24 protein-coding genes are annotated in these 24365 nt (G+C 61.4%); 14 read left to right on the top strand and 10 right to left on the bottom strand.

Annotated elements, in window-relative coordinates:
• Positions 1-87: 87 nt before the first annotated feature.
• The 4 genes from H3221_RS11370 to H3221_RS11355 all read right to left on the bottom strand — a co-directional run bounded on the left by H3221_RS11370 (position 88) and on the right by H3221_RS11355 (position 3498).
• Positions 88-942 (bottom strand): pirin family protein, encoded by an 855-nt coding sequence (locus tag H3221_RS11370; RefSeq protein WP_196475326.1) that lies wholly within the window; start codon positions 940-942, stop codon positions 88-90.
• 109 nt (positions 943-1051) lie between these two features.
• Complete coding sequence (locus tag H3221_RS11365; RefSeq protein WP_224490568.1) at positions 1052-1801, bottom strand: MlaA family lipoprotein; 750 nt, start codon at positions 1799-1801, stop codon at positions 1052-1054.
• A gap of 13 nt (positions 1802-1814) precedes the next feature.
• The gene (locus H3221_RS11360; RefSeq protein ID WP_196475327.1) at positions 1815-3113 is read right to left on the bottom strand and encodes a serine/threonine protein kinase; all 1299 of its coding nucleotides are present in this window, start codon (positions 3111-3113) and stop codon (positions 1815-1817) included.
• A gap of 160 nt (positions 3114-3273) precedes the next feature.
• Complete coding sequence (locus H3221_RS11355; RefSeq protein ID WP_196475328.1) at positions 3274-3498, bottom strand: DUF2061 domain-containing protein; 225 nt, start codon at positions 3496-3498, stop codon at positions 3274-3276.
• A 192-nt stretch (positions 3499-3690) separates the two neighbouring features.
• Between H3221_RS11355 and H3221_RS11350 the strand changes: the two genes are divergently transcribed.
• The 7 genes from H3221_RS11350 (at position 3691) to H3221_RS11320 (ending at position 8879) form a co-directional block, all read left to right on the top strand.
• Positions 3691-4020 carry a DHCW motif cupin fold protein gene (locus H3221_RS11350; protein ID WP_196475329.1) on the top strand — a complete coding sequence of 110 codons (330 nt, stop codon included), beginning with the start codon at positions 3691-3693 and terminating at the stop codon, positions 4018-4020.
• 6 nt (positions 4021-4026) lie between these two features.
• Positions 4027-4395, top strand: a complete 369-nt coding sequence (locus H3221_RS11345) for a DUF2784 domain-containing protein (RefSeq protein WP_021488320.1) — start codon at positions 4027-4029, stop codon at positions 4393-4395.
• Positions 4396-4500: 105 nt separating this feature from the next.
• Positions 4501-5313, top strand: coding sequence for an SDR family oxidoreductase (locus H3221_RS11340; protein WP_021488321.1), 813 nt, complete (start codon positions 4501-4503; stop codon positions 5311-5313).
• 100 nt (positions 5314-5413) lie between these two features.
• Positions 5414-6577, top strand: coding sequence for an MFS transporter (locus tag H3221_RS11335; RefSeq protein ID WP_031306446.1), 1164 nt, complete (start codon positions 5414-5416; stop codon positions 6575-6577).
• A 74-nt stretch (positions 6578-6651) separates the two neighbouring features.
• The gene (locus tag H3221_RS11330; protein ID WP_021488323.1) at positions 6652-7080 is read left to right on the top strand and encodes a hypothetical protein; all 429 of its coding nucleotides are present in this window, start codon (positions 6652-6654) and stop codon (positions 7078-7080) included.
• Between the two features lie 9 nt (positions 7081-7089).
• Complete coding sequence (locus H3221_RS11325; protein ID WP_196475330.1) at positions 7090-7422, top strand: YnfA family protein; 333 nt, start codon at positions 7090-7092, stop codon at positions 7420-7422.
• A 158-nt stretch (positions 7423-7580) separates the two neighbouring features.
• The gene (locus tag H3221_RS11320; protein WP_196475331.1) at positions 7581-8879 is read left to right on the top strand and encodes an OprO/OprP family phosphate-selective porin; all 1299 of its coding nucleotides are present in this window, start codon (positions 7581-7583) and stop codon (positions 8877-8879) included.
• Between the two features lie 157 nt (positions 8880-9036).
• Here the strand turns inward: H3221_RS11320 and H3221_RS11315 are convergent, their stop codons facing one another.
• Complete coding sequence (locus H3221_RS11315) at positions 9037-9642, bottom strand: inorganic diphosphatase (RefSeq protein ID WP_196475332.1); 606 nt, start codon at positions 9640-9642, stop codon at positions 9037-9039.
• A gap of 97 nt (positions 9643-9739) precedes the next feature.
• Here H3221_RS11315 and H3221_RS11310 point away from each other — a divergent pair, with 97 nt between their 5' ends.
• From H3221_RS11310 to H3221_RS11300, 3 genes are all read left to right on the top strand, one after another.
• Positions 9740-10873: a GNAT family N-acetyltransferase gene (locus H3221_RS11310; protein ID WP_196475333.1), complete on the top strand. Its 1134-nt coding sequence runs from the start codon at positions 9740-9742 to the stop codon at positions 10871-10873.
• A 469-nt stretch (positions 10874-11342) separates the two neighbouring features.
• Positions 11343-12827 (top strand): sodium/proline symporter PutP, encoded by a 1485-nt coding sequence (gene putP / locus H3221_RS11305; protein ID WP_196475334.1) that lies wholly within the window; start codon positions 11343-11345, stop codon positions 12825-12827.
• Positions 12828-12928: 101 nt separating this feature from the next.
• Complete coding sequence (locus H3221_RS11300; protein ID WP_196475335.1) at positions 12929-13141, top strand: VF530 family protein; 213 nt, start codon at positions 12929-12931, stop codon at positions 13139-13141.
• Positions 13142-13155: 14 nt separating this feature from the next.
• Here the strand turns inward: H3221_RS11300 and H3221_RS11295 are convergent, their stop codons facing one another.
• Together H3221_RS11295 and H3221_RS11290 are read right to left on the bottom strand one after the other, a co-directional pair.
• Positions 13156-14040 (bottom strand): alpha/beta hydrolase, encoded by an 885-nt coding sequence (locus H3221_RS11295; RefSeq protein WP_196475336.1) that lies wholly within the window; start codon positions 14038-14040, stop codon positions 13156-13158.
• Positions 14041-14135: 95 nt separating this feature from the next.
• A complete protein-coding gene (locus tag H3221_RS11290; RefSeq protein ID WP_196475337.1) occupies positions 14136-17234 on the bottom strand; it encodes a transglycosylase domain-containing protein in 3099 nt (1032 codons plus the stop codon).
• 196 nt (positions 17235-17430) lie between these two features.
• Between H3221_RS11290 and H3221_RS11285 the strand changes: the two genes are divergently transcribed.
• From H3221_RS11285 to H3221_RS11275, 3 genes are read left to right on the top strand one after another with little or no spacing between them, the layout of a single operon-like run.
• Positions 17431-18111, top strand: a complete 681-nt coding sequence (locus H3221_RS11285; RefSeq protein ID WP_196475338.1) for a class I SAM-dependent methyltransferase — start codon at positions 17431-17433, stop codon at positions 18109-18111.
• A 2-nt stretch (positions 18112-18113) separates the two neighbouring features.
• A complete protein-coding gene (locus tag H3221_RS11280; protein ID WP_196475339.1) occupies positions 18114-18548 on the top strand; it encodes a VOC family protein in 435 nt (144 codons plus the stop codon).
• Complete coding sequence (locus tag H3221_RS11275; protein ID WP_196475340.1) at positions 18535-19356, top strand: aldo/keto reductase; 822 nt, start codon at positions 18535-18537, stop codon at positions 19354-19356. The genes H3221_RS11280 and H3221_RS11275 overlap by 14 nt, the downstream gene beginning before the upstream one ends.
• A 154-nt stretch (positions 19357-19510) precedes the next feature.
• On the opposite strand, the gene H3221_RS11270 is transcribed toward H3221_RS11275, so the two are convergent.
• Entirely contained in the window at positions 19511-20467 is a 957-nt protein-coding gene (locus H3221_RS11270; protein ID WP_196475341.1) for a hypothetical protein, read from the bottom strand.
• Between the two features lie 20 nt (positions 20468-20487).
• Complete coding sequence (locus H3221_RS11265; protein WP_196475342.1) at positions 20488-22203, bottom strand: proline--tRNA ligase; 1716 nt, start codon at positions 22201-22203, stop codon at positions 20488-20490.
• A 129-nt stretch (positions 22204-22332) separates the two neighbouring features.
• Here H3221_RS11265 and H3221_RS11260 point away from each other — a divergent pair, with 129 nt between their 5' ends.
• Positions 22333-22740: a PaaI family thioesterase gene (locus H3221_RS11260; RefSeq protein ID WP_196475343.1), complete on the top strand. Its 408-nt coding sequence runs from the start codon at positions 22333-22335 to the stop codon at positions 22738-22740.
• Between the two features lie 69 nt (positions 22741-22809).
• On the opposite strand, the gene H3221_RS11255 is transcribed toward H3221_RS11260, so the two are convergent.
• Positions 22810-24105 (bottom strand): OprD family porin, encoded by a 1296-nt coding sequence (locus H3221_RS11255; protein ID WP_196475344.1) that lies wholly within the window; start codon positions 24103-24105, stop codon positions 22810-22812.
• Between the last annotated feature and the right edge of the window lie 260 nt (positions 24106-24365).

Genomic DNA, 24365 nt, shown 5'->3' with positions numbered 1-24365 from the left:
TGGTAGGGTGTGCTGCGCGCACCGGGTGGCTCCCCTGCTGGCAGGCGGTGCGCGCGGCGCATCCTACGGCTTGTCGGCTCTGGTGTTTCAGGCCAGTACGCCATCACGAAAATCGCGCATGGCTTGCTCGATTTCCTCGCGGCTGTTCATCACGAACGGTCCGTACTGCACGATGGGTTCGTTCAGTGGTGTACCAGCGATCAGTAATACCCGTGCGCCATGGGTGCTGGCCAGGTGCAGCTCACCTTCGTCGGATAGCCGCACCAGACGCCCGGCGCTGACCGGTTGTGCACTGGCCTCGGGCAGCTCGAGCAGGCCTTGGTAAACGTACAGCATGACCCGCTGACCATCGGCCAGGCGCGGTGCGACCTTGCTGCCGGCCGGCAGGTGCAGGTCGAACAGCTGAGGCTGGGTGTGTGGACGCTGCACGGCGCCGGCCTGGCGAATCTCGCCGTCATCGAATTCACCGGCGATCACCACCACCTCGGCGCCGGACGCCGTGGTGATGCGCGGGATGTCGGTGGCTGGAATGTCGCGATAGCCCGCTTCACCCAGCTTGTCCTTGGCCGGCAGGTTGAGCCAGAGCTGGAAGCCACGCATGGCGCCGGACTCCTGCTCGGGCATCTCGCTGTGGATGATGCCGCGCGCAGCCGTCATCCATTGCACGCCGCCGCTGCCGAGCAGGCCGACGTTGCCCAGGTGATCTTCGTGGCGCATGCGCCCTTCGAGCATGTAGGTGATGGTTTCGAAGCCGCGATGCGGATGCGGCGGGAAGCCGGCGATGTAGTCGTCGGGATTGTCGGTGGAAAACTCGTCGAGCATCAGGAACGGGTCGAAACGCTCCAGGCCAGGCCCGCCGATCACGCGGTTGAGGCGCACACCGGCGCCGTCTGAGGCGGGTTGGCCAGGCTGGATACTGATGACGCGGCGTTGCGAGGTCATGGCGGGCTCCTTGAAGGGTAGGAATGACGCCATGCTAGTCGCATTGAATCGATATTTGGGTGGAAAATTCACCGCCAATGCATCGATAATTTCGATGCATTGGCGAAGGTCAGTCAGCAATCTTCAGCTTGCGCGACTCGTGATAGAAGTAGCGGATCTTCTCGTACTCGAACGGCGAGTTGAGTTGGCCATAGCGGAAGCCGGTATTGGCGCGGGTGTCGACGATGCGCAGTGCGGTGATGCCGGGATTGCTGCGACTGGCGTCGGCCACATCGAGGTAATTGACCGCATTCTCCAGGCCGTAGTCCGCCACCAGCCCACCGGTGTCGCGCAGGTTCGACGGCCCTAGCAACGGCAGCATCAGGTAAGGCCCAGCGGGTACACCGTAGTAGCCGAGGGTCTGGCCGAAGTCTTCGCTCGATCGTGGCAGGCCCATTTTCGTCGCCGGGTCCCAGATACCGCCGACACCCAGGATGGTATTGAACAGCAACCGCGCGGTGCTGTTCATCGCGCGTTGGCCCTTGAGCTGCAGCACGCTGTTGGCCAAGGTGGGAATTTCGCCGAGGTTGTTGAAGAAGTTGTGTACGCCGGTTTGCACCAGGTCCGGCGTGACATAGCGGTAGCCGTCAACCACGGGCAGGAACACCCACTGATCGAAACGGTAGTTGAAGTGGTAGACGCGGCGGTTCCACGACTCCAGCGGGTCATAGACCTGCAGGGCGTCGCTGGAGGCTCGCTCGAATTCCTGTTGATCCAGCCCCGGATTGAACTGCAGATTCTGCAGCGGGTTGGTGAAACCGTCTGCGTCGACCTGGCCCTCGGCCAGTGTCTGCCCGCTGGCCAGCAGCAGGGCGATGATAAGCGTGCTGTGTTTAACCACGGAAGAACTCCAGCATGGCGTCGGCGTTGACGCGATAGTTGAGGTTGCCGCAGTGCCCGCCGCGCGGGTAAAGGGTCAGGCGGTCGCCAAAGGTGCGGCGCAGGAAGCCGATGTCGCCCTGGCCGAGGATCAGGTCGTCGGCATTGTGCATCACCGAGACCTTGTCGCTGCCTCTGAGGTAGTCCTCCAGCGCATACAGGCTGCTCTTGTCGACCAACTGGTTGAGGCTGCCGCCATCGTATCGAGCACGCCACATGGGCATCAGTTGCTCGGCGATATAGCAATCGAAGTCGCAGCGCAGAGCCATCTGGAAGAACGGCGTGAGACTGGTGCTCTCGGTGATGCGGTAGTCGCGCGGGGTAATCAGGCCACGGCGGTTGAGCAGGTCCGAGGTGAACACGATGTCGGCAGACGAGAAGCGGAACGAGGTGCCGATCAGCATGGCCATCTGTTCGTCCGAGAGCCGCTCCGTGGACTGCTGGAAGTCGTAGAGCATGGCCTCATTGATGTCCAGATAGCCCTTGTCATTGAAGTAGCGGGTCAGCTTGCTCAATACCAGGTCATAGAAGTTGGTGCTGTTGTCGATGCCCTGGACCTTGGTCTGCACCAGTTTGTCCAGATTGGTGATGGAGGTGTAGAGGTTGACTGGCGGGTTGAGCAGCAGCACGCGTTTGAAATCGAAGGCGCGGCGGGTTTCATCGAGCTGGCTGACAAAGGCGGCATGCAACGCGCCGAGGCTGTAACCGGTTAGCAGGAACTCGCTGACGTCGAGCTTCGGGTGTTGGGCGCGTACGGCCTGCATCACGCGGTATAGGTCGTCGGCATCGTCCGGGCTGTAGCCAGGTGTGGCGAAGCGCGAGGCGGCGGCCATGAAATCGTAGCTGGTTGGCGATGACAGCTGCACGACGTGGAAACCGGCGCCGTAGAACAGCTTCTTCAGGTATTCGGTGGTGCCGCTGGCGTAGTGTGCGCCAGTGCCAGCGATGATGAAGATCAGCGGCGCACGGCCATTCTGCTGGGCCAGACGGTAGTGCAGTTTGGTCACCGGCCAGAAATTGTCCAGCAACTCGAACTCGCGATCCGGGCGCAGGCGTACCGAGTAGTCGCTTTGTCTGATGTCACCGTCGGCAGGGAGCTCCGGGCGTAGCTCGGGTGGCGTGGTGGCGATGGTCGCCTCGAACGGGTTGGCCAGTGGATAGCCGTAGCTTTGCGCATCCACATCGGCGGCCATCGCTGAGGCACAGAAGGCCAGGCCACCGAGCAAGGCGGCGAGTCGGACAATGCTGGGCATGTGCTAAGTCCCTTTGAATAAGAGAGCGTCTGGATTGAACAGCTGGCTTATGACAGCAACAAGCTGGGCAAAGTGCCAGACTATCCTGCCTTATCGCAGGGGAACTTGAGTAATTTGAGTGAGGCGTCGCTGGCGTCTGGCCGGTTGCAGGCTTTTCCAGTCAGGCGTGATGGTGCAGCCAGGCATGTTTGGGACGCTCTGCCGACGGCTGACGACGGCGCTCGAAACGTTGCCAGACCTTCTCGTGGAAGTAGAAACCCACCGAGTTGCACAGCGGCTCGATCGCTGCCACCAGGCTACTGGCTGCCACGCTGCCGGTCAGTGCATAGGTGACACCGAAGGCAATGCAGAAGTGCATGATGGTGAAGGTCAGTGTCTTGAGCATGCTGCACCTCGTTGAGAATCATTTCGTCATGTGGAACAGACTAGTCCTGTTCGCCAGCGCTGGGAAATGTGGGCTTTGCATGGTTTTGATAGTCAAGGTCAATCGATTTTTGTGTTCATAAAGTCTCTTTCTATTTATTTTGCCCCAGGGTGGCTGCGTTAAGGTGGTGCCCTACTTCGATGGAGTCGGACGATGCAGATCAGTGATATTCCCTTTGGCGTGACGGACTGGGCGGCGATAGCGACGACCGAACATCCGGGTGAGCGTGGCGTGGCACGCTGGCGCACGGGTCAGTTCGGCGCGCTGCGTGTGCGTATGGTCGAGTATTCGCCGGGCTATCTCGCCGACCACTGGTGTCACAAAGGGCATGTGCTGTTGTGCCTGGACGGTGAGTTGACCACCGAGCTCGAGGATGGCCGGGTATTCGTGCTCAAGCCCGGTATGAGTTATCAGGTGGCGGATGGGGCCGAGGCCCATCGTTCCTCGACAACATCCGGCGCACGCCTGTTCGTGGTGGACTGAGCCGCGATGCTGTGGCGCATGGCTGCTGACGCCCTGGTTCTGGTGCACCTGGGCTTCATCCTGTTCGTGCTGCTGGGTGGCTTGCTGCTGCTGCGTTGGCCGCGGTTGTTCTGGCTGCACCTGCCTGCAGTAGTCTGGGGCATCGTGGTGGAGTGCTTGCATCTGGGTTGCCCGCTGACGCCCTGGGAAAACCAGATGCGCCGAATGGCCGGGCAGGCGGGCTATGAGGGCGGCTTCATCGAGCACTACCTGATACCGCTGATCTATCCGGCTGGGCTCACGCCACAGATTCAGCTCTGGCTGGGCGCGATCGTGGTGCTGGTCAACCTGATCGTTTACGTCTGGCTGATCTGGCGCTGGCGCAATAAGGCTTGATCCCGATTTGCCCTGCCTATTCATAAGTCTGATGAAGGCGCGGGAGCTTTATTGCCTTCGCTACACTGGCAGCCATTGCAACCAGACATTGAAGGCAGGGCTGCTATGCAAAACCGCATGATGATCACTGGCGCAGGCTCCGGCCTGGGACGCGAAATTGCCCTGCGTTGGGCGCGCGAGGGTTGGCTACTGGCGCTGGCCGACGTCAACGAGGCCGGCCTGACCGAAACCTTGAAATTGGTACGCGAGGCCGGTGGCGACGGCTTCACTCGTCGCTGCGACGTGCGTGACTACAGCCAGCTGACCGCCCTGGCGCAAGCCTGCGAAGAGCAGTTCGGTGGCATCGACATCGTCGTCAACAACGCCGGTGTCGCTTCCGGCGGCTTCTTCAGCGAGTTGTCGCTGGAGGACTGGGACTGGCAAATCTCGATCAACCTGATGGGCGTGGTCAAAGGCTGCAAGGCATTTTTGCCGCTGCTGGAAAAGAGCAAGGGCAAGATCGTCAACATCGCCTCCATGGCCGCGCTGATGCAGGGGCCGGGCATGAGCAACTACAACGTTGCCAAGGCCGGCGTGGTGGCCCTGTCGGAAAGTCTGCTGGTAGAGCTGCGTCAACTGGAGGTTGGCGTGCATGTGGTCTGCCCGTCGTTCTTCCAGACCAATCTGCTGGATTCCTTCCGTGGCCCGACCCCGGCGATGAAGGCGCAGGTTGGCAAGTTGCTGGAAAGCTCACCGATCAGCGCGTCTGATATCGCCAATTACATCCACGATGAGATGGCCAAGGGCAGTTTCATGATTCTGCCGCACGAAATGGGTCGTATGGCCTGGGCGCTGAAGCAGAAGAACCCGCAGGCGCTGTACGACGAAATGGCCAGCATGGCCGAGAAAATGCGTGGCAAGGCCAAGCCTGCCAGCTGATCACAAGGTCAGCTATTTGCACCTGCAGGCTTGCCTGGCATGGCCTGCAGGGGTAGGGTGGCCGCCCCGGCCTGCCTGCCGTAATGACTTCGGATAACTCGTGAAACCTGTCCCTCGGGCCCTGTTGCTGGTGGCCCTGGTGCTGGCGGCGATCAATTTGCGCCCCGGCATCACTTCCCTCGCGCCGCTGATCGAGCGCATCGCTGCGGAGCTGTCGCTGAGCCGCAGCTTCATCAGCCTGACCACGGCCTTGCCGGTGCTGTGCATGGGTCTGCTCGCGCCCTTGGCGCCGCGCCTGGCGATGCGCTGGGGCCTTGAACGCACCATCGTGCTTTGCCTTGGGCTTATTGGCCTGGCGCTGCTGGCGCGTCTGGCTGCGCACCAGAGCGTGGTGCTGATCGGCAGTGCCATCGCTTTGGGAGCCGCCATCGCGGTTGCCGGGCCTTTGTTGTCGGGCTTCATCAAGCGTCACTTCGCCAGCCAGATGGGCCGTGTGGTGGGCTGGTACTCACTGGGCATGGCCATCGGCGGTGCTGGCGGTGCGGTGCTCACGGCTCCGGCTACGGCGCTGTTTGGCGATGCCTGGCACCTGGGGCTGGCGGTGTGGGCCGCGCCTGCGTTGTTCGGGGTGATGCTTTGGCTGTGGTTACCCAATCAGGCCAGCGCCGCTGACGAGCAGGAGGGCGGTGGTTTGCCCTGGCGGCAGCCACGCGCCTGGCTGATCAGCTGCTTCTTCGCCATTCAGGCGGGCTTGTTTTATGCCATCGCGACCTGGGCGGTAGCGCGCTATCACGAAGCTGGGCTGAGCATGCTGCGCAGTAACTCGCTGCTCAGTCTGGCCATGCTCATGGGGCTGCCCAGCTCGTTTCTGCTGCCCTGGCTGGCACAGCGCTATAATGCGCGCTATCCACTGCTGCTGGCGTGCGGGGCGGTCACCTGCGGTTGCCTGGCGATGGTCACCTTCACGCCGCGCTTCGTTCCCGAATTGTGGGCGGTGATTCTGGGCTTTTCGCTGGGCGGCTCCTTCGCCCTGTCGCTGGTGCTGCCGCTGTACGAAGCCGGCTCGCCGCTGGCGGTCAGCCGCTGGACAGCGATGATGCTGTTCACCGGTTACAGCCTGGGCTGCCTGACGCCCATTCTCACCGGGCTGGCACGTGATCTGTCCGGCAGCTACCGTCTGCCATTCGCGGTGCTCACCGGACTGGCACTGGTGATGACGCTAGTGGCCTGGCTGTTGGGCCGTAGCCGACGCCAGGCTCGCTGAAGAATTGGCAGCAGTTCCTTTCTTGCCCAGACGTGCTGTGTTAGAAGGCGTTCTGCTTTTTCAGGAGTGCCGGTGTGGAGTCCGAATCCATCGTCTATGGCTGCATCCGCGACTGGCCCTCGGATGATCCCGAGTTGCGTCGCCTGCGCCGTGAAACCAACCATGGCGTGCTGGCCGAGTTGCCGGCCGGCGAGCTCTGGCCGTTTCTCGGCCGCGAGATGTTCTCTTTCTGCGACCTGCCCGGTGCCGGGCTCTACCAGACCCAGGTGATTCACTTCGGTGCCAGCTATGGCGCGATCGAGTACGAGTGGAACCTGTGGATCGAAGCCTTCGAGGCGCTGCTCAAGCGCCTGTATTGGGCCAGCGCGGTTGTGCACCTGGAAACCGAGCTCAATGGCATGCACACCTTCCGCTGGGAGTCCGATAGCGGCTTTCACAGCCCGCAGGAGGGGGGGTTACGCGTGCGCTGCGCCTGGGAGCGTGAAGGCGCCTTGCGCGGTTAGGGGACGAGAATGATCAACTATCTGTGGTTCCTGCTGGCGGCCTTGTTCGAGATCGCCGGTTGCTACGCCTTCTGGATGTGGCTGCGGCTCGATCGCAGTGCCTGGTGGGTGCTGCCTGGATTGGTCAGCCTGGCGCTGTTCAGCCTGATTCTGACCCGCGTCGAAGCCTCGTTCGCCGGTCGCGCCTATGCCGCCTATGGCGGTGTGTATATCGTCGCTTCGCTGGTGTGGCTGGCGCTGATCGAAAAGACCCGGCCGATGCTCAGCGACTGGTTGGGCGCTGCGCTGTGCCTGGCAGGCGCCACCATCATCCTGCTGGGACCGCGGCTGCATGCCTCCTGATCTTCTTATAAGTATCGGAAGTAAAAAGTTCCGCTGTCATCAAATCTTTATATATCAGCAACTGAGCTGAAATAACCCCTCGCCAAGATTCCCCCAGCACGAACGAGCCAATAGCTCGGGTGTTTTCAACACTAAAAGTCCAACAGGGGAATTTCTCGATGATCCGTAAGCACTTCGCCGGTTTCGTAGCCAGCGCCCTGGCTCTGGCCGTTTCCGCCCAGGCTTTCGCCGGTACTGTCACCACTGACGGCGCCGATATCGTGATCAAGACCAAAGGCGGTCTGGAAGTCGGTACCACCGACAAGCAGTTCGGTTTCAAGATTGGCGGCCGTCTGCAAGCAGACTACAGCACCTTCGACGGCATCTATACCGTGAACGGTGACAACGCCGATGCTGCCTACTTCCGCCGCGCTTTCCTCGAGCTGTCGGGCTATGTCTACAAGGACTGGGCTTACACCTTCAGCTACGATTTCTCTCACAACGCCGGCAGCTCTGAAGATGGTTACTTCGACGAAGCTTCCATCGCCTACAACGGTTTCGCTCCGGTCTCCATCAAGGTAGGTCGTTTCGACCCTGAATTCGGTCTTGAAAAAGCCACGAGCTCCAAGTGGGTGACTGCTCAGGAGCGTAACGCTGCTTACGATCTGGTTGACTGGGCCAACGCCCATCAGAATGGTCTCGGTATCCAGGTTTCTGGCAGCGCAGGTGATTCGCTGTACGGTTCCTTCGGTCTGAGCGCCAAAGACCAGAACGATGTCGATGGTGAAAGCACCAAGCAATTCAACCTGCGCGGTGTTTTCGCTCCGATGCACGAAGCCGGCAACGTTCTGCACTTCGGTGTCAACTACGCCCAGCGTGACCTCTCCGACACCGCGTTCGACGCCCGTATTCGCAGCCGTATGGGCATGCGTGGCGTGAGCACCAGCGGTGGTAACGATGCGGGTACCAACGGCAACCGTCTGGTTCTGGGTGGTACCAACGTTTCGCCGGCAGGCTCCTACGACAACGATAGCGCCCTCGGTGTTGAAGCCGCATTCGCCATGGGTCCGTTCTCGATTCAAGGCGAATACATCAAGCGTGAAATGGAAGCTGACAGCGCTGCCTTCGACGATATCGAAGGTGATGGCTACTACGCTCAGGTGGCGTACACCCTTACCGGTGAAGCCCGTGGCTACAAGCTCGGCAAGTTCGACAGCATCAAGCCCAGCAACAAGCAGATTGGCGCCTGGGAGCTTTTCTACCGCTATGACCACCTGTCGGTAGACGACGACAACGGTGCTCGTGCAGCTATCAGTGACATTGAAGCCAAGGTCCACAATTTGGGTGTCAACTGGTACGTCAACGACTCCGTCAAGATCAGCGGTGTCTACGTCAAGGCCAAGGTCGACAACTCCACCAACGCCAATGGCGACGACGACGGCGACGGCATGGTATTCCGTGCTCAGTATGCGTTCTAAGTAATACCTGGTTGCTCCTTTGAACCCCGCCATGTGCGGGGTTTTTTATTGTTACCAGCTTGGCGCCATGTAGCCGAAAACATCGCCATTTCATTCGCCGTACATTTCAACTGAACAAAAAAGCCCCAGACCTGCTGGGGCTCTCTGACCTCTGCGATCAGTTTTGCTTCTGGAAACGCTCCAGTGCTTCTTCGATAAGCTGTCGCGCCTCGGCTGCATTGCCGTAGCCATTGAGTTCGACTTTCTTGCGACCTTCCGGCAACTGCTTGTAGACGCGAAAGAAAGCTTCGATGCGCTGGCGTTCAATCAGAGGCAGGTCATCGACATCGAGGATCTTGTCGTAAGTCGGATCGACATCACTGCTGGGGACACCGATTATCTTCTCGTCCGCCTCCCCACCGTCGATCATTCTCAGCACCGCGACCGGGCGGAACTTGATCAGCACCCCTGGATGCAGCGCTTCGCGGGTGAGTACCAGCGCATCGAGCGGATCACCGTCGCCACCCTGGGTGCGTGGCAGCGAGCCATAGTTGGCTGGATAGGCAACCGGCATCGACTGGAAACGGTCGACGAAAACCAGACCTTCTTCGTTGATCTCGTATTTGGTGATGCTGCCGGCTGGAATCTCGACTGCCATGTGCACTTGATTCGGTGCGTCTTTTGCCTGCGCTGCATGGAAGGGATGAACGATACCAGGCGCTGCGAGGGCGCCGGGGGCGACGAAGCTGATGGCAACGCCGAGGGCAAACAGTGATTTACGCATGATGAGTCCAGAGAAGATTGAGGGGTAATAAGCCGGCAGCCATCTTGCTGGCGCCTTGTTAGAGATATATTGCAGTCTGGCTTCTGGGATTCAGTTCATGCCCCTCACCATCATCGACTCGCTTCAAACGTTACCCGCCGACGTCTGGGATGGGCTGCTGATACAGCCACAACCCTTTCTGCGTCATGCCTTTCTCAGTGCGCTGGAGGACAGCGGCAGCGTCGGTGGCCGCAGTGGCTGGCAGCCCTCGCACCGGCTGTGGTGCGATGAGCACGGCAAGGTGCAGGCAGCATTGCCGGCTTATCTGAAGCAGCATTCCTACGGCGAATACGTGTTCGACCATGCCTGGGCCGATGCTTGCCGGCGCGCCGGTATCGGCTACTACCCCAAACTGCTGGGCGCCGTGCCGTTCTCTCCGGTGAGCGGAGCACGCTTGCTGGGTGATGCCCGTGCGGCCGGGGAGTTGCTTGACGCGCTGACAGCCGGATTGAGCCAGGAAGCGTTGTCGAGCCTGCACATCAATTTCACCAGCCCGGCCTGTGATGCCGTGATGGCACAACGACCGGGGTGGCTGGAGCGCTTGGGTTGCCAGTTCCATTGGCACAATCGGGGTTACCGGGATTTCCAGGACTTTCTCGATGCGCTCAGTTCGCGTAAGCGCAAGCAGATGCGCAAGGAACGTGAACAGGTGGCGGGGCAGGGCATCGAGTTCGACAGGCGCCTGGGCGGCGAATTGAGCGAGGCGGACTGGGATTTCGTCTATCACTGCTACGCCAACACCTACCACGTACGTGGCCAGGCGCCCTATCTGACGCGGGACTTTTTCAGTCTGCTGGCTGAACGCATGCCCGAGATGATTCGGGTGGTGTTCGCGATGCAGCGTGGCCGTGCGCTGGCCATGGCCTTCAGCCTCGCCGATGGCGATACCTTCTATGGCCGCTACTGGGGTTGTCTGGCCGAATTCGATCGGCTGCATTTCGAAACCTGCTTCTATCAGGGCATGGAGTTGGCCATCGCCGAAGGTCTGCAGCGCTTCGATGCCGGGGCGCAGGGCGAGCACAAACTGATCCGGGGCTTCGAGCCGGTTCTCACCCGCTCATGGCACTATCTCCGTCACCCGGGACTGCATGCTGCCGTTGTCGATTTTCTCGAACAGGAGCGCTCTGGCATGCGGGTTTACGCGCAAGAGGCGCGAAGCTATCTGCCTTTTCGCCAGCCTGACAACGGCTGATCGAGCGATCAGGTTATCGGCGGAGGGCCGAAACAGCTGTTTGCCGGAAGTTCCCCGAGTCGGAGATTTCTGTAAAAACTCCAGAGCTTTCAGCAAGAAGCCCGCTCGCTTCTGCCACTAAATTCCGCCCTTCACTTTCGTTACGACCGTTTTTGTCTGCGTCTATTGGTCAGACCAGCATTGCTGGGCTAGACCGATAAGAGAGGTTCTTGCAGTCGAACTGTGGTGGTAACGCGATTCGGTGGCCGCAGGCGCAAGCCAGGGAGGTCAGGGAAAGTGCTCAGGCACTTGCCGATGCAGTGACGAGGTGGTGGAGGTTTCACTGCACCGGTATCTGCCTCGATCATGCCCACTCGATATCGGTGTGACGAGGAAGAGAGACCGGAGCCCCGCATCCGCAAAAGCGGGTGCACTTTGCCAATCAGGGCACGGTGCCCGAGAACAACAAACGAGAGGGGAGCCCCCCAAAATGACAGCTAGTACTCCAATGCTCGTCACCTTCGTGGTGTACATCGCAGCCATGGTGCTGATCGGCCTGATCGCCTATCTGCGTACCAAGAACCTTTCCGACTACATCCTGGGTGGCCGCAGCCTCGGTAGCTTCGTTACCGCGCTGTCCGCCGGCGCCTCCGACATGAGCGGCTGGCTGCTCATGGGCTTGCCGGGCGCGATCTTCGTCGCCGGCATTTCCGAAAGCTGGATCGCCATAGGCCTGGTCATCGGCGCCTACCTGAACTGGTTGTTCGTCGCCGGTCGTCTGCGCGTGCAGACCGAGCACAACGGCAACGCCCTGACCCTGCCTGACTACTTCACCAATCGCTTCGAAGACAACAGCCGCATTCTGCGCATCTTCTCGGCGCTGGTGATCCTGGTGTTCTTCACCATCTACTGCGCCTCCGGCGTGGTGGCCGGTGCTCGCCTGTTCGAAAGCACCTTCGGCATGTCCTACGAGACTGCGCTGTGGGCCGGCGCCGCAGCGACCATCGCCTACACCTTCATAGGCGGGTTCCTGGCGGTGAGCTGGACCGACACCGTGCAAGCCACGCTGATGATCTTCGCCCTCATCCTCACCCCGATCGTGGTGATGATCGCCACCGGTGGTTTCGATCCGGCCATGGTGGCGATCGAGGCTGTCGACGCCACCAACTTCGATATGCTCAAGGGCGCCACCTTCGTGGGGGTGATTTCGCTGATGGCCTGGGGCCTTGGCTACTTCGGCCAGCCGCATATCCTGGCGCGCTTCATGGCCGCCGATTCGGTCAAGTCGATCCCGGCTGCTCGCCGTATCTCGATGACCTGGATGATCCTGACCCTGGCGGGTGCCGTTGCCGTAGGTTTCTTCGGTATCGCCTACTTCGCGGCGCACCCGGAAGTGGCTGGCCCGGTCGCCGAGAACCCGGAGCGCGTGTTCATCGAGCTGGCCAAGTTGCTGTTCAACCCCTGGATCGCCGGTATCCTGCTGTCCGCCATCCTGGCTGCGGTGATGAGCACCCTGAGCTGCCAACTGCTGGTGTGCTCCAGTGCGCTGACCGAAGACTTCTACAAGGCCTTCCTGCGTAAAGACGCTTCGCAGACCGAGCTGGTCTGGGTCGGCCGCGCCATGGTGCTGCTGGTCGCGTTGGTCGCCATCGCCCTGGCGGCCAACCCGGACAACCGCGTCCTGGGCCTGGTGTCCTACGCCTGGGCCGGCTTCGGCGCTGCGTTCGGTCCGGTGGTCATTCTGTCTCTGCTGTGGAAGGGCATGACCCGCAATGGCGCCCTGGCTGGCATGCTGGTCGGTGCCGCTACCGTGATCGTGTGGAAAAACTGGATCGGTCTGGGTCTGTACGAGATCATCCCGGGCTTCATCCTCGCTACCCTGGCCATCGTCATCTTCAGCCGTATCGGTCAGGCGCCGAGCCAGTCGATGCTGAGCCGCTTCGACAAGGCCGAGAGCGAATACAAGTCGGCGTAACCTTGCCGGCCTGACCCAAAGGCGATGACTGCTCGGCAGTCATCGCCTTTTTCGTTATGGGGGTTCTAAGATAGGCCCACTCTTTTTTGACGGATGCTTTCATGACCAGCAACGACCCGCTCCACGGCCTGACCTTGAAGGCGATTCTCTCCGCTCTGGTGGAGCGCATTGGCTGGGAGGGCTTGGCCCGTCAGGTCGATGTCCGCTGTTTCAAGCACGAGCCGAGCATCAAATCGAGCCTGACCTTTCTGCGCAAGACGCCCTGGGCACGGACCAAGGTCGAGGAACTCTATCTGCAGCAATTCAAGTCCTGAGGTCGCTCAGGCCATCAGTTGAATTCGAGCCCCAGCGCCCGCAACGCCTGCCGATAGCTGTTGCCGGCCATGCGCAGGCCGTTGTTGTGGTTGGCGCCGTCGATCAGCAGCAGCTGCTTGGGTTCGTTGGCGGCGGCGAACAGCGCCTCGCTGAAGCGCGAGGGCACGTAGCGGTCGTCTCGCCCGTGGGCGATCAGCACCGGGATACCGACATCACCGATCTTGCCCAGCGAATCGAACTCCTGCGACAGCAGCCAGCGCACGGGCAGCGAGGTATTGGTTACCGCTGCCGCCACATCACCCAGGTTGGTGAAGCTGGACTCGACGATCAGGCCGGCGGCCTGAGCAGCCTCATCTTCGCCAGCCAGTTCGTGCGCCAGGTTGACCGCCACGGCGCCACCCAGTGAATGACCGTAGATGAAGCGCTTGTCCGCCTCTGGCTGCAGGCGTGCCAGGTGCTGCCAGGCGATCAGGGCGTCCTGGTAGACGCTACGCTCGGAGGGCAGGGCGCCTCGGCTTTGGCCGAAGCCGCGGTAGTCCACTGCCAGTACCGAGAAGCCCATGGCATGCAACTGTTCGATGCGAAACAGCTGGCCGGTCAGGTTCCAGCGCGAACCGTGCAGGTAGAGCAGTGCCGGGGCATCCTTGCGCGCCGCGGGCCACCACCAGGCATGCAGGCTTTCATCGGCCGTCAGGTTCGCGGACTGCAGTTGCACCTCCTCGAGGCCAGCGGGCAGACCACTGAACCAGCGGGCGGTGCCGGGTTCGATGCGAAACACCAGCTCGCGCTCGGTCTGCTCCAGTTTTGCGCAGCCAATCGGCAGCAATACCAGCAGGCAGGCCAGGATGATCAGGCTCAGGCGACGGCGGCGGAGCAGGGCGAACCTGGATGAGGACATCGGCGATACTCATGAACGACAACGGATGATGCTGCCATGGACTGCATATCCGGTGCCGGGTTTCGCCAGCCGCTGGTCGCTGTGGTTACCAGGTATTACCGCCGGCTGATCTGCGTTGCACTCAGCGGGGTGCTGCAGAGCGTGGCGCTGCCTGGTTCGAGATAGGGTGCGAGGATCGGCGCCATGCCCTTGAGCACCTGTACCGGTAGTGCCGAGGTGAAGGTGAAACGCTCCGCCTCGCGTCCCGGTACGAAGGCGGTCAGGGTGCCATAGTGACGAGGGCCGAGGAAGAACACGAAGGTAGCTGTGCGGTTCATCGCCCGCGAGCTGATCACCCGCCCGCCGGCGCCGACGCTTTCGATGCGGTTGTCGCCGGTGCCGGTCTTGCCGCCCAGGGTCAGATCACGGCCGTCCTGCAACTTGAAGGTGCCCTGCAAGCGCCTTGCGGTGCCGCCTTCGACCACCTGGGAAAGTGCATTGCGCAGCGCGGCGGCAACTTCCGAGGGCATCACCCGCCTGGCGCCGTGGGTGTTGCGCTCGACCCGCGTCTCGTAAGGCGTGTCGGCAGCAAAGTGCAGTTCGTCGATGCGCAGCACTGGTTGGCGAATGCCGTCGTTCTGGATGATGCCCATCAGTTCGGCCAGCGCTGCCGGCCGGTCACCGGAACTGCCTAGGGCAGTGGCCAGGGAGGGCACCAGGTGTTGGAAGGGATAGCCGAGGTTTTTCCAGCGTCGGTGAATGTCGGAGAAGGCCTCCACCTCCAGCATGATGCGGATGCGGCTGTCGCGGGCACTCTTGTGCCGGGTGCGCAGCAGCCAGCCATAGACTTCCTGGCGCTCGTCGACGCTGGCTGCCACTGCGTCGCTGAAGGTGGCCTGCGGGTTGTCGATCAGATAGCCCAGCAGCCACAGTTCCAGCGGATGCACGCGAGCGATATAGCCCTGATCCGGCAGGCTGTAGGCGCCAGGGCCGTAGTCCTTGTACAGACGCGCGATGCGTTGATCGGTGAGTTTTTCCTGTGGCAGTTGCGTCCGCAGAAAAGCGGCGAAGGTTTCTTCATCGGCCTGCGGCAGCAGGTAGCGGTGCACGGCGCCCAGGCGCACAGAGGTCTGGCGCAAGCCGCTGATGAAGGTCTCCAGGCGCTGCTGCTGCGGCTGGCCCTGGTATTTGCGCCAGAAACGCAGCAGGAAGGTGCGCCCCTCCTGGTCGGCGAAACGTTGCAGGTATTCCTGACGGCGTGGGTCCTTGTCGTCCTTGAGCAGTTCGGCGCTGTTCTGGTAGGTGCTGTAACGCACCAGGTCGCGCATCAGACGGACGAACGGAAGATTGATCGACTCGCGCAGGGATTCACGCAGGGTCGGGTTGCGGCCGTTGTCCTCGCGGCGGAAGTTGCCGAAGGTGTGCAGGCCGCCACCGGTGAAGAAACGTTCATGCGGGCTGGCCGAATAGCGTCGTTCCAGTGCGGCCTCCAGCATGCTGGCCAGATCACCGCCGGGGTTGGCCTGCAGATAGGCGACGGCCCAGTGGCTCAGGTAGTCCTGCGTGGCGATCTCGACGTTGCGCAGCTCGGCCAGGCTCTTGTCGGCATGGCGCTGATGCAGCTCGGCGATGATTTCGAGATAGGTCGCCAGCACCCGTAGCTTGGCGGTGGAGCCCAGCTCCAGCTTGCTGCCTTCGTTGATGTCGAACGGTTGATCGGTGCTGTCGGTCTGCACGCGCACTCGACTGCCTGTTGCCGTGCGTTCGAACAGGGTGAAGCTGTAGCGCACCTCGGCGGTCTTTTCCGGGGACAGCAGGCGCTCGCCGAACAGGCCGATCTTGCCAGTGAACTCGGGGTCGGCCAGGCGCTGCAGGTATAGGCTGGCATCCTGCTGAAGGTCGCGTTGCAGGGTGCTGCGTGCGGCCAGATCGAGGCGGTCCAGGTCGTACAGGGGCATGCCCAACAGGTTGGACAGGCGTGAGCGGGCTACGCTGATGCCCTTGTCGCTTTCCACCGGCCGTAGATTGGGCTCCAGTTGCCAGTCGCGGTATCGCAGCTTCTGCGTCAGCGCCGCGTCACGCAGTACGGGGTCGATCAGGCCGCCGGCAGCCAGCAGGCGGATATGACTCTCCGTCAGCGCCTCCATCTCCTTGCGTCCTTGCGCCAGGTAGTAGGAAGGACGACGCTGGGCAATCATCAGCGACAGCACCTGGCGCAGGGCCAGGCCACGTTCAGCCATGCTGGCGCCGGGCGTACGGCCAGGGTCGAGCAGCGCATTGCTGCGCTCGAAATCCGCGCCATACCAGATGCGCAGGCCATCGGCCAGGCCATGAACCTCGCCATGCCCCGGCGCTGCGGACAGCGGTACGCTGTTGAGGTAATCGCGCACGATGGTCTGACGTGCTTCGAGGGTCTCAGGTCCCTGTTGGTAGGCACGCACGCTGGCGGAGATCATCTGCCGCAGCTTTTCTTTCGCCGACAGCGTCAGGCCGTCGGGAGAGTGCCGGTACTTCTCCAGCTGGGTCGCCAAGGTGCTGCCGCCAGCAGACTGATCCTGCACATCGAGCACCTTGCCGATCTGCGACAGCGCGGCCATGGCGAACCGTGGCCAGTCCACCGCCGGGTTGGCGAGTGGCTGATCGCTATCGAGCAGATGACGGTTCTCGATGAACAGCAGGCTGCTCACTACCAGCGGCGCAATGCTGGCGAAATCGGCATAACCCTGTTGTGGATAGCGGAACTCGTAGAAGGGGGTGCCACGACAGTCGCTGATGCTGAGGCCGGTTTGGCTTTTCTCGGCGAAGGGCGGGAACAGGCCGCGACGGCTGTAGGCCATCAGTGCCGGAGAGAAGCGCGCCTGTTCGCTGATCAGGAAGTCGCGTTGTTGCAGGCGCTCCAGCATCAGTGGCAGGTAGGTGTAACCCTGACGTTTGTCGAAGGGGCCATCAGCCGGGTAGAGAATATCCGGGCTGGGCCCTGGCTCAACGCGGTAGGTGAGAGTAGCGGCATAGCGGCTCAATTCACGGGCCTGGAAGTGCGCGCTGCGCAGCTCGAAAAACAGCACAGCGGCTGCAGTGGCCAACACCGATGCCAGTAGCAGGTAAAGCACCAGACGCCAGCGGCGTGGTCGCGGGGCCGGCTTGTCATCGACCGCCGGCAAGACGTTCGACGCAAGTTCGCGGTGTTGAGGATCCGATTGCCATAACGCGCCCATAATCCACCGGCTTGGCCTATCTGCTCCACGGAAAACACGAGACTGTCACTCGCCGGGCTCTACCCCTGGCGCCTCGTCTACTTAGTTATCAGCTTAGCCGCTGTGAACGGGGCTGACCGGCGGCTTTGACGCAAAGCGTGTCGGGGCGGCCCGTTGGCGCTAGACTCGCGGCAACGCACAAATGCAGGGAATCAGCATGCAGCGCGACCACCGAGAACAGCTTCAGCAAAGCTGGCAGGCCAATGCCGATGCCTGGGCCGCTGCGGTGCGTGAGCAACGCATCGAAAGCCGGCGCCTGGTTACCGATGCCGCGATCATTCAGGCTGTCCTGGCGCTGCAACCCAGGCGGGTGCTGGATGTTGGCTGTGGCGAGGGCTGGCTGTGCCGAGGCCTGGCTGAGCATGGTATCGAGCCGGTAGGGGTGGATGCCTCGGCGCCGCTGATCGAGGCAGCTCGCGCGGCATGCGACGGGCGTAGCCAGTATCGCGTCTGTGGTTATGCCGAGCTGCAAGAGCATGCCGAGCAGCTCGGGCGTTTCGAGGTGCTGGTCTGTAACTTCGCACTGCTCGAGGAGCCGCTGCAGCCTATCCTGCGCAGCTTGCACGATTTGCTGGCGCCGGGGGGCAGTTTGCTGATCCAGACGTTGCATCCCTGGCGGGCCAGCCATGGCGAGCCTTATCAGGATGGTTGGCGGGTCGAGGATTTCGTCGGTTTCGGCGAGGGTTTCCAGGCGCCGATGCCCTGGTTCTTCCGTACCCTGCAATCCTGGCTGACGCTCATCGGTGAAACCGGCTGGCGCCTGGAGTGGCTGCAGGAGCCGTTGCATCCCGAGAGCGTTCAGCCGGTGTCCCTGCTGCTGTTGCTCAAGCCGCTCTGATCATGCAGGTGCTGCTCAATCTCGACGTTCCCGATCTGCCGGCGGCGGTTGCTTTCTACCAGCAAGCGTTCGGTTTCAGTGTTGGGCGCCTGTTGTTCGATGGTACGGTCGTCGAGCTGCTCGGCGCAGCTGTACCGCTTTATCTGTTGCACAAGGCCACAGCCACTCGACCTTGCCCCGAGGCAGGCGTGCAACGTGATTACCGCCGTCACTGGATGCCACTGCACCTGGATGTCGTGGTCGATGACCTCGACGCAGCGCTCGCTCGGGCACTCGCCGCAGGTGCCCGAGCTGAAGGCGAAACCAATGAATATGACTGGGGGCGTCTGGTCACGCTGAGTGACCCTTTCGGCCACGGGCTGTGCTTGCTGCAATGGCGTGGCGAAGGGTACGACCGGGTCAGCACCCACTTGGGAGAAAACGATGCGCAGAATTGAATTGGCCGGCATGCAGGTACCGATGATAGGCCAGGGGACCTGGCGCATGGGTGAAGATGAGCGCCAGCGCTCGCGTGAGGTTGCGGCGCTGCGTGAGGGGCTGGACCTGGGCTTGAGCCTGATCGATACCGCCGAGATGTACGGCGAGGGCGGCGCGGAACGTGTGGTGGGCGAGGCTATCGCCGGGCGCCGAGACGAGGTGTTTCTGGTCAGCAAGGTGTATCCGCACAACGCCAGTCGGGAGGGCGTACAGGCGGCCTGTGAGCGCAGCCTCAAACGACTGGGCTGCGAGCGTCTCGATCTCTATCTGTTGCATTGGAGCGGGCGCTACCCGCTGGCTGAAACAGTCGAAGGCTTCGAGCGCCTGCGTGAGCAGGGCAAGATCGGCGCCTGGGGTGTCTCCAACTTGGATCTGGATGATCTGCTCGAACTGGATCAGGCGGCTTGCCGAACCAATCAGGTGTTGTACAACCTGGAGGCGCGCGGTATCGAGTATGACCTGCTGCCCTGGCAGCAGCGCGCCGGTATGCCGCTGATGGCCTACTGTCCGCTAGGCCAGGCCGGCACGCTGCTTCACGAACCCGCAGTGCTTGAGGTAGCCCAGCGGCATGGGGTTACGCCGGCTCAGGTCGCACTGGCCTGGGTGCTCAGGCAGGAGGGCGTCATCGCCATTCCCAAGGCCGTGGGCAGCGCACATCTACGCGATAACGCTGCGGCAGCTTCCATTACCTTGACTGCGGATGATCTGGCCTTGCTCGACGCGGCTTTCCCGCCACCGCGCCGCAAGCAAGAATTGCAGATGGTATAGAGAGCAACGCCAGCCGGTAGGGTGCTGCGCGCGCACCGAGCCACCGGAAGGTCTGGAGTCCGCCCCGCGTCACGGCAAGCGGGTGCCAGCCGAAGGGGCTGGGTGTGCATGGCCAGGGCGGCCCCGCGACACCCCGCGGAACCGGGTGGGGCGCTTAGTTGGCAGGGTCGGCAGCCAGGCGACCGGCATCCTTGAGCAGTGCCTTGAGGAAGGCATCCTGCAACTCAGGGTCGTTGCGGGTCAGCTCGATCAGGCTCTGCTCCAGCTCGCTGGCCTCTTCTTCCAGGCCAAGATCGGAAAGGCGTTTGACCCGGTGTACCCACTGGTCAACATCGCCACCTTCGAGGTCATCGAAGATCAGGTCATGCGCTTCACGCAGCTTGCCGCGCAGGGTATGGCTGACCATAAGGGTCGTTTCCGCACGCGCGACATCGTCGCCCAGGCGATCTTCGACGCTCAACTGCAGCATGTTCAGGCGCGCGATGTCCTGTTCACTGAACGGGCTGTCGAGCAGGTTGAGGCGCAGCACCCCGCTGCTGTCCGTGAGCAGTTCGAATTGCTGATCGCCCGCCTTGACCTGTACCGGGCGCTCGGACCAGGGCAGGTTGGTGTACTCCATACGACGGTCCCGCTGCAGCTCCTCGATGTTCGCCAGGTTCTGCTCGGCGCGGCCGTTCGACTCGACGTTCATGAAGGGGTTCATGCCGGCCATACCGTAGCTGATCCAGCCACGGGTAGCGGTTTCCGGCAGGCTGCCGAGCAGCGCGACGTTGAGTATGTTGGCGCCCACGCCCGCAACCACCGCTACCGCACCCATCGGTACTTCATAGATCTCGCGCCAGGGCTGGTAGGGGGTATAGCGGTCGTAGCGACGAGTCACCTCGAAGGCTGTGACTTCGTAGCTCTTCTGGTCATGCACGCGCACGCGGCGTTGCGGTAGCTCCAGCACCTTGGGTTCGCCGGCATCGATCTGCAACTGGTGATCCAGCAGTTTGCGTTCGACGCGCTCCTCATGCTCGCTGCGTTGCGGCAGCTGATTGGCGCAGCCGCCGAGGAGGAGGGCGCCGCACAAGGCGGCGCCGGTCAGGCGAAGGTTGTTGCTCGTGTACATGATATCTCGGTAGGGCGCGATCAGCGGCTGATACGGGCTTGCAGGAAGGGCAGGATATCGGCCAGCGGCACGGCTTGCGCGTCGGTTTCGGCGCGGCTCTTGTACTCGAGGTTACCCTCGGCCAGGCCTCGGTCACTGACGACAACGCGGTGCGGAATGCCGATCAGCTCCATGTCGGCGAACTTGATGCCGGGGCTGGTTTTCTTGTCGCGGTCATCCAGCAGCACTTCGTAGCCAGCGGCGGTCAGCTCGGCATACAGCTTGTCGGTGGCCTCGCGCACCTGCTCGGTTTCGTAGCGCAGCGGTACCAGGGCGATCTGGAACGGTGCCAGGGCGTCATTCCAGCGGATGCCGCGTTCGTCGAAGTTCTGCTCGATGGCAGCAGCCACCACGCGGGAAACGCCAATGCCGTAGCAGCCCATGGTCAGGGTGACCGGCTTGCCGTTCTCACCAAGCACCTGGCAGTTCATCGCCTCGCTGTACTTGGTGCCGAGCTGGAAGATGTGGCCGACTTCGATGCCGCGCTTGATTTCCAGGGTGCCCTGGCCATCCGGGCTGGGATCGCCGGCGACGACATTGCGCAGGTCGGCAACCTCTGGCAGCGGCAGGTCGCGCTCCCAGTTGACGCCGAAGTAGTGCTTGTCTTCGATGTTGGCACCGGCCGCGAAATCGCTCATCAGGGCAACGCTGCGGTCGATGATGCAGGGTATCGGCAGATTGACCGGGCCCAGCGAGCCAGGGCCGGCGCCGATGGCGGCGCGAATCTCGGTTTCATTGGCCATCTGCAGCGGGCTGGCAACCAGCTCCAGGTTGGCGGCCTTGATTTCATTCAGTTCGTGGTCGCCGCGCACGATCAGGGCGATCAGCTTGCCTTCCTCGGCGGCGTGTACCACCAGGGTCTTGATGGTCTTCTCGATTGCCAGGCCAAAACCCTGAACCAGCGCGTCGATGGTCTTGGTGTCGGGCGTGTCGATCAGGCGCATTTCTTCGGTCGCAGCGCCGCGCGCTTTCTCGCGCGGGATGGCTTCGGCCTTCTCGATATTGGCGGCGTAGTCGGAGACATTGCTGAAGGCGATATCGTCTTCACCGGAGTCGGCCAGTACGTGGAACTCATGCGAGCCGGTGCCGCCGATGGAGCCGGTATCGGCCTGTACCGGGCGGAAGTTCAAGCCCAGACGGCTGAATACGTTGCAGTACGCCTGGTGCATGCGGTCATAGGTTTCCTGCAGGGATGCCTGATCCGCATGGAAGGAGTAGGCGTCCTTCATGATGAACTCGCGGCCACGCATCAGACCGAAGCGCGGACGGATCTCGTCACGGAACTTGGTCTGGATCTGGTACATGTTGATCGGCAGCTGCTTGTAGCTGTTCAGCTCGTTGCGGGCCAGGTCGGTGATCACTTCTTCATGAGTCGGGCCGACGCAGAATTCGCGATCATGACGGTCCTTGACGCGCAGCAGCTCGGGGCCGTACTGCACCCAGCGACCGGATTCCTGCCACAGCTCCGCCGGCTGAATGGCTGGCATCAGCACTTCAAGTGCACCAGCGGCGTTCATCTCCTCGCGCACCACGGTCTCGACCTTGCGCAGTACGCGCAGGCCCATCGGCAGCCAGGTGTACAGGCCGGAAGCCAGCTTGCGGATCATGCCGGCACGCAGCATCAGCTGGTGGCTGATCACCACGGCATCGGAAGGGGTTTCTTTCAGGGTCGAGAGCAGGAACTGACTGGTACGCATGTTTGGCCGTTCTGTCGGTTGCTAGGGCTTGGAATAGGCCGGCATTGTACGGTGCCTATACAGTGGCGTACAGGACGGGTGCAGGCGCGAAAGTGCTACTGCGCGTGCCGGGAGGATTAAAGAGTGGGATTGACTGCGCTTGAGGTTCAGAGCCTGATTCGAGCTGGGTTACCGATGGCCGAGGATATCGATCTGCGGATCGACCGTCTCGATGAAGACGGTGTGTTGGCGCGTGTGCCTTTTCACGCCAAATTGGTGCGTCCGGGTGGCACGTTATCGGGCCCGACCATCATGGCGCTGGGGGATGCGGCGATGTATGCGGTGGTGCTGGGTCGTCTCGGCCGGGTGGAAATGGCGGTAACATCCAATCTTAATATCAACTTTCTGGTCAAACCCAAGCCGGTGGACTTGTTGGCCGAGGCGCGCATATTACGCTTGAGCCGACGTCAGGCAGTTTGTGAGGTTTCGTTATATTCGGCTGGTAATGAGAATGAATTGGTGGCGCATGTGACGGGGACTTATGCTCTTCCATTGTAAATCTTGGATAAAAAGAAAAGGCCCGGAAAACCGGGCCTTTCTTATTCGAGCACTAACAGAGTCCTGAAATTACAGGATGCTCAGCGGGTACTCGAGGATTACACGAACTTCGTCGATCGACGGAGAACCGTAGTAGACACCGTCGCTGCTGCGATAGGTGGCTTGACGAACGCGCATGTTGAGGTCTTTGGCCGGACCGTTCTGAACGGTATAGCCAACCTGGATGTCGCGTTCCCACTCTTTGCCGCTATTGGTGGTGCCAGTATCAGCACCCGAGCCACTGATGTAGCGAGCCATGAACTTCAAACCGGGGACGCCGAAGTCAGCGAAGTCCAGGTCGTAACGCAGCTGCCAGGACTTCTCATCTTTGCTGTTGAAGTCCGAGCGCTGTACGGAGTTGGCCAGCCAAACAGTGCCGCCGCCGTCAACGCCGTAGTCATAGCCGCGGGTTTCAACGTCGCCATCATCGTTGATAAAGGTGTAGCCGCCATGGGACTTCTGATAAGCAGCAGTCAGAGTGTGAGCACCCAGGTTATAGGCTGCTGCGAGACTCCAGATAGTGTTGTCTTCGCTCTTGCCGGTGTTGGTGTACTCTTTATCGTAATCGGTCTTGTAGATGTTGAAGTCGAAGTTCAGGGACTGACCTTCGCTGATACCGAAGGTGTAGTTGAGGTTACCGTAGTACTTCTTGAACGAGTCTTCCACGTCGGAGTAGTACAGCGCAGCCGACAGATCATCGGTGAAGCTATAGTTGCCGCCAAATACGTCGGCACCTTTCAGGCCGAGGCTGTCGTGATAGGTCTGGTCCTGTGCATTGATGGCGGTGAAGCGGCCAGCATGCAGCTCAAGACCTTCGATTTCATTGCTGGTGACCAGGAAGCCTTCAGCTACTTCAGGCAGCAGGCGGCTGTCGTCAGTGCTCAGAACCGGAAGAGCGGTGAATTGATCACCGTATTTCAGCACGGTATTGGACAGACGCAGTTTTACTGCACCACCAGCTTCGGAGTAATCATCCTGCGAGCGACCGTCGCTGCCGGTGGGGAACAAGCCGGAACCGGAGCGGCCCTTACCACTGTCGAGCTTGATGCCCAGCAGGCCGATGGCGTCAACGCCAAAGCCGATGGTGCCCTGAGTAAAGCCGGACTCGTAGGTGGCGATGAAACCTTGACCCCACTCTTGAGGATCATCGTTACGGTCTGGGCCTGCGTTACGGAAGTCGCGGTAGAAGTACAGGTTGCGGCTCAGAACGTTCAGGCTGCTGTCTTCGACAAAGCCGTTGGACTCGGATTGCGCGCTGGCGAAAGCCAGTTGGCTGGTGCCCGCGGCTACTGCCAGGGCGATTACGCTCCACTTCATCACTTGCATCGTGATTGCTCCTTTGGTTTAGAAGAGTTGCGCTGCCCACTGTTTTGTTATATGGGCGGCTCTTTCTTTTTGTGTCGGCGGTAACTTATAGCACGCAGCCAATATTGGCGATAGTTGCAGTCTATTCATTACGACTTCGTTCATGCTGGTGTCGCATCGCATTAGGAGGAATGTCGCAAATCTGTAGCTCTGTCCTTGCGTTTCGTTATGCCAACGCTTTCGCGGCTCTGAGGTGTCTGGGGCCGCTGTTATTGATCGAC

The organism is Pseudomonas chaetocerotis (genome assembly GCF_015712105.2).
In the GTDB taxonomy this organism is placed as follows: Bacteria; Pseudomonadota; Gammaproteobacteria; order Pseudomonadales; family Pseudomonadaceae; genus Aquipseudomonas; species Aquipseudomonas chaetocerotis.
Note: the sequence above shows the minus strand (reverse complement) of the source record. Positions and strands in the feature narration are given on the sequence as shown.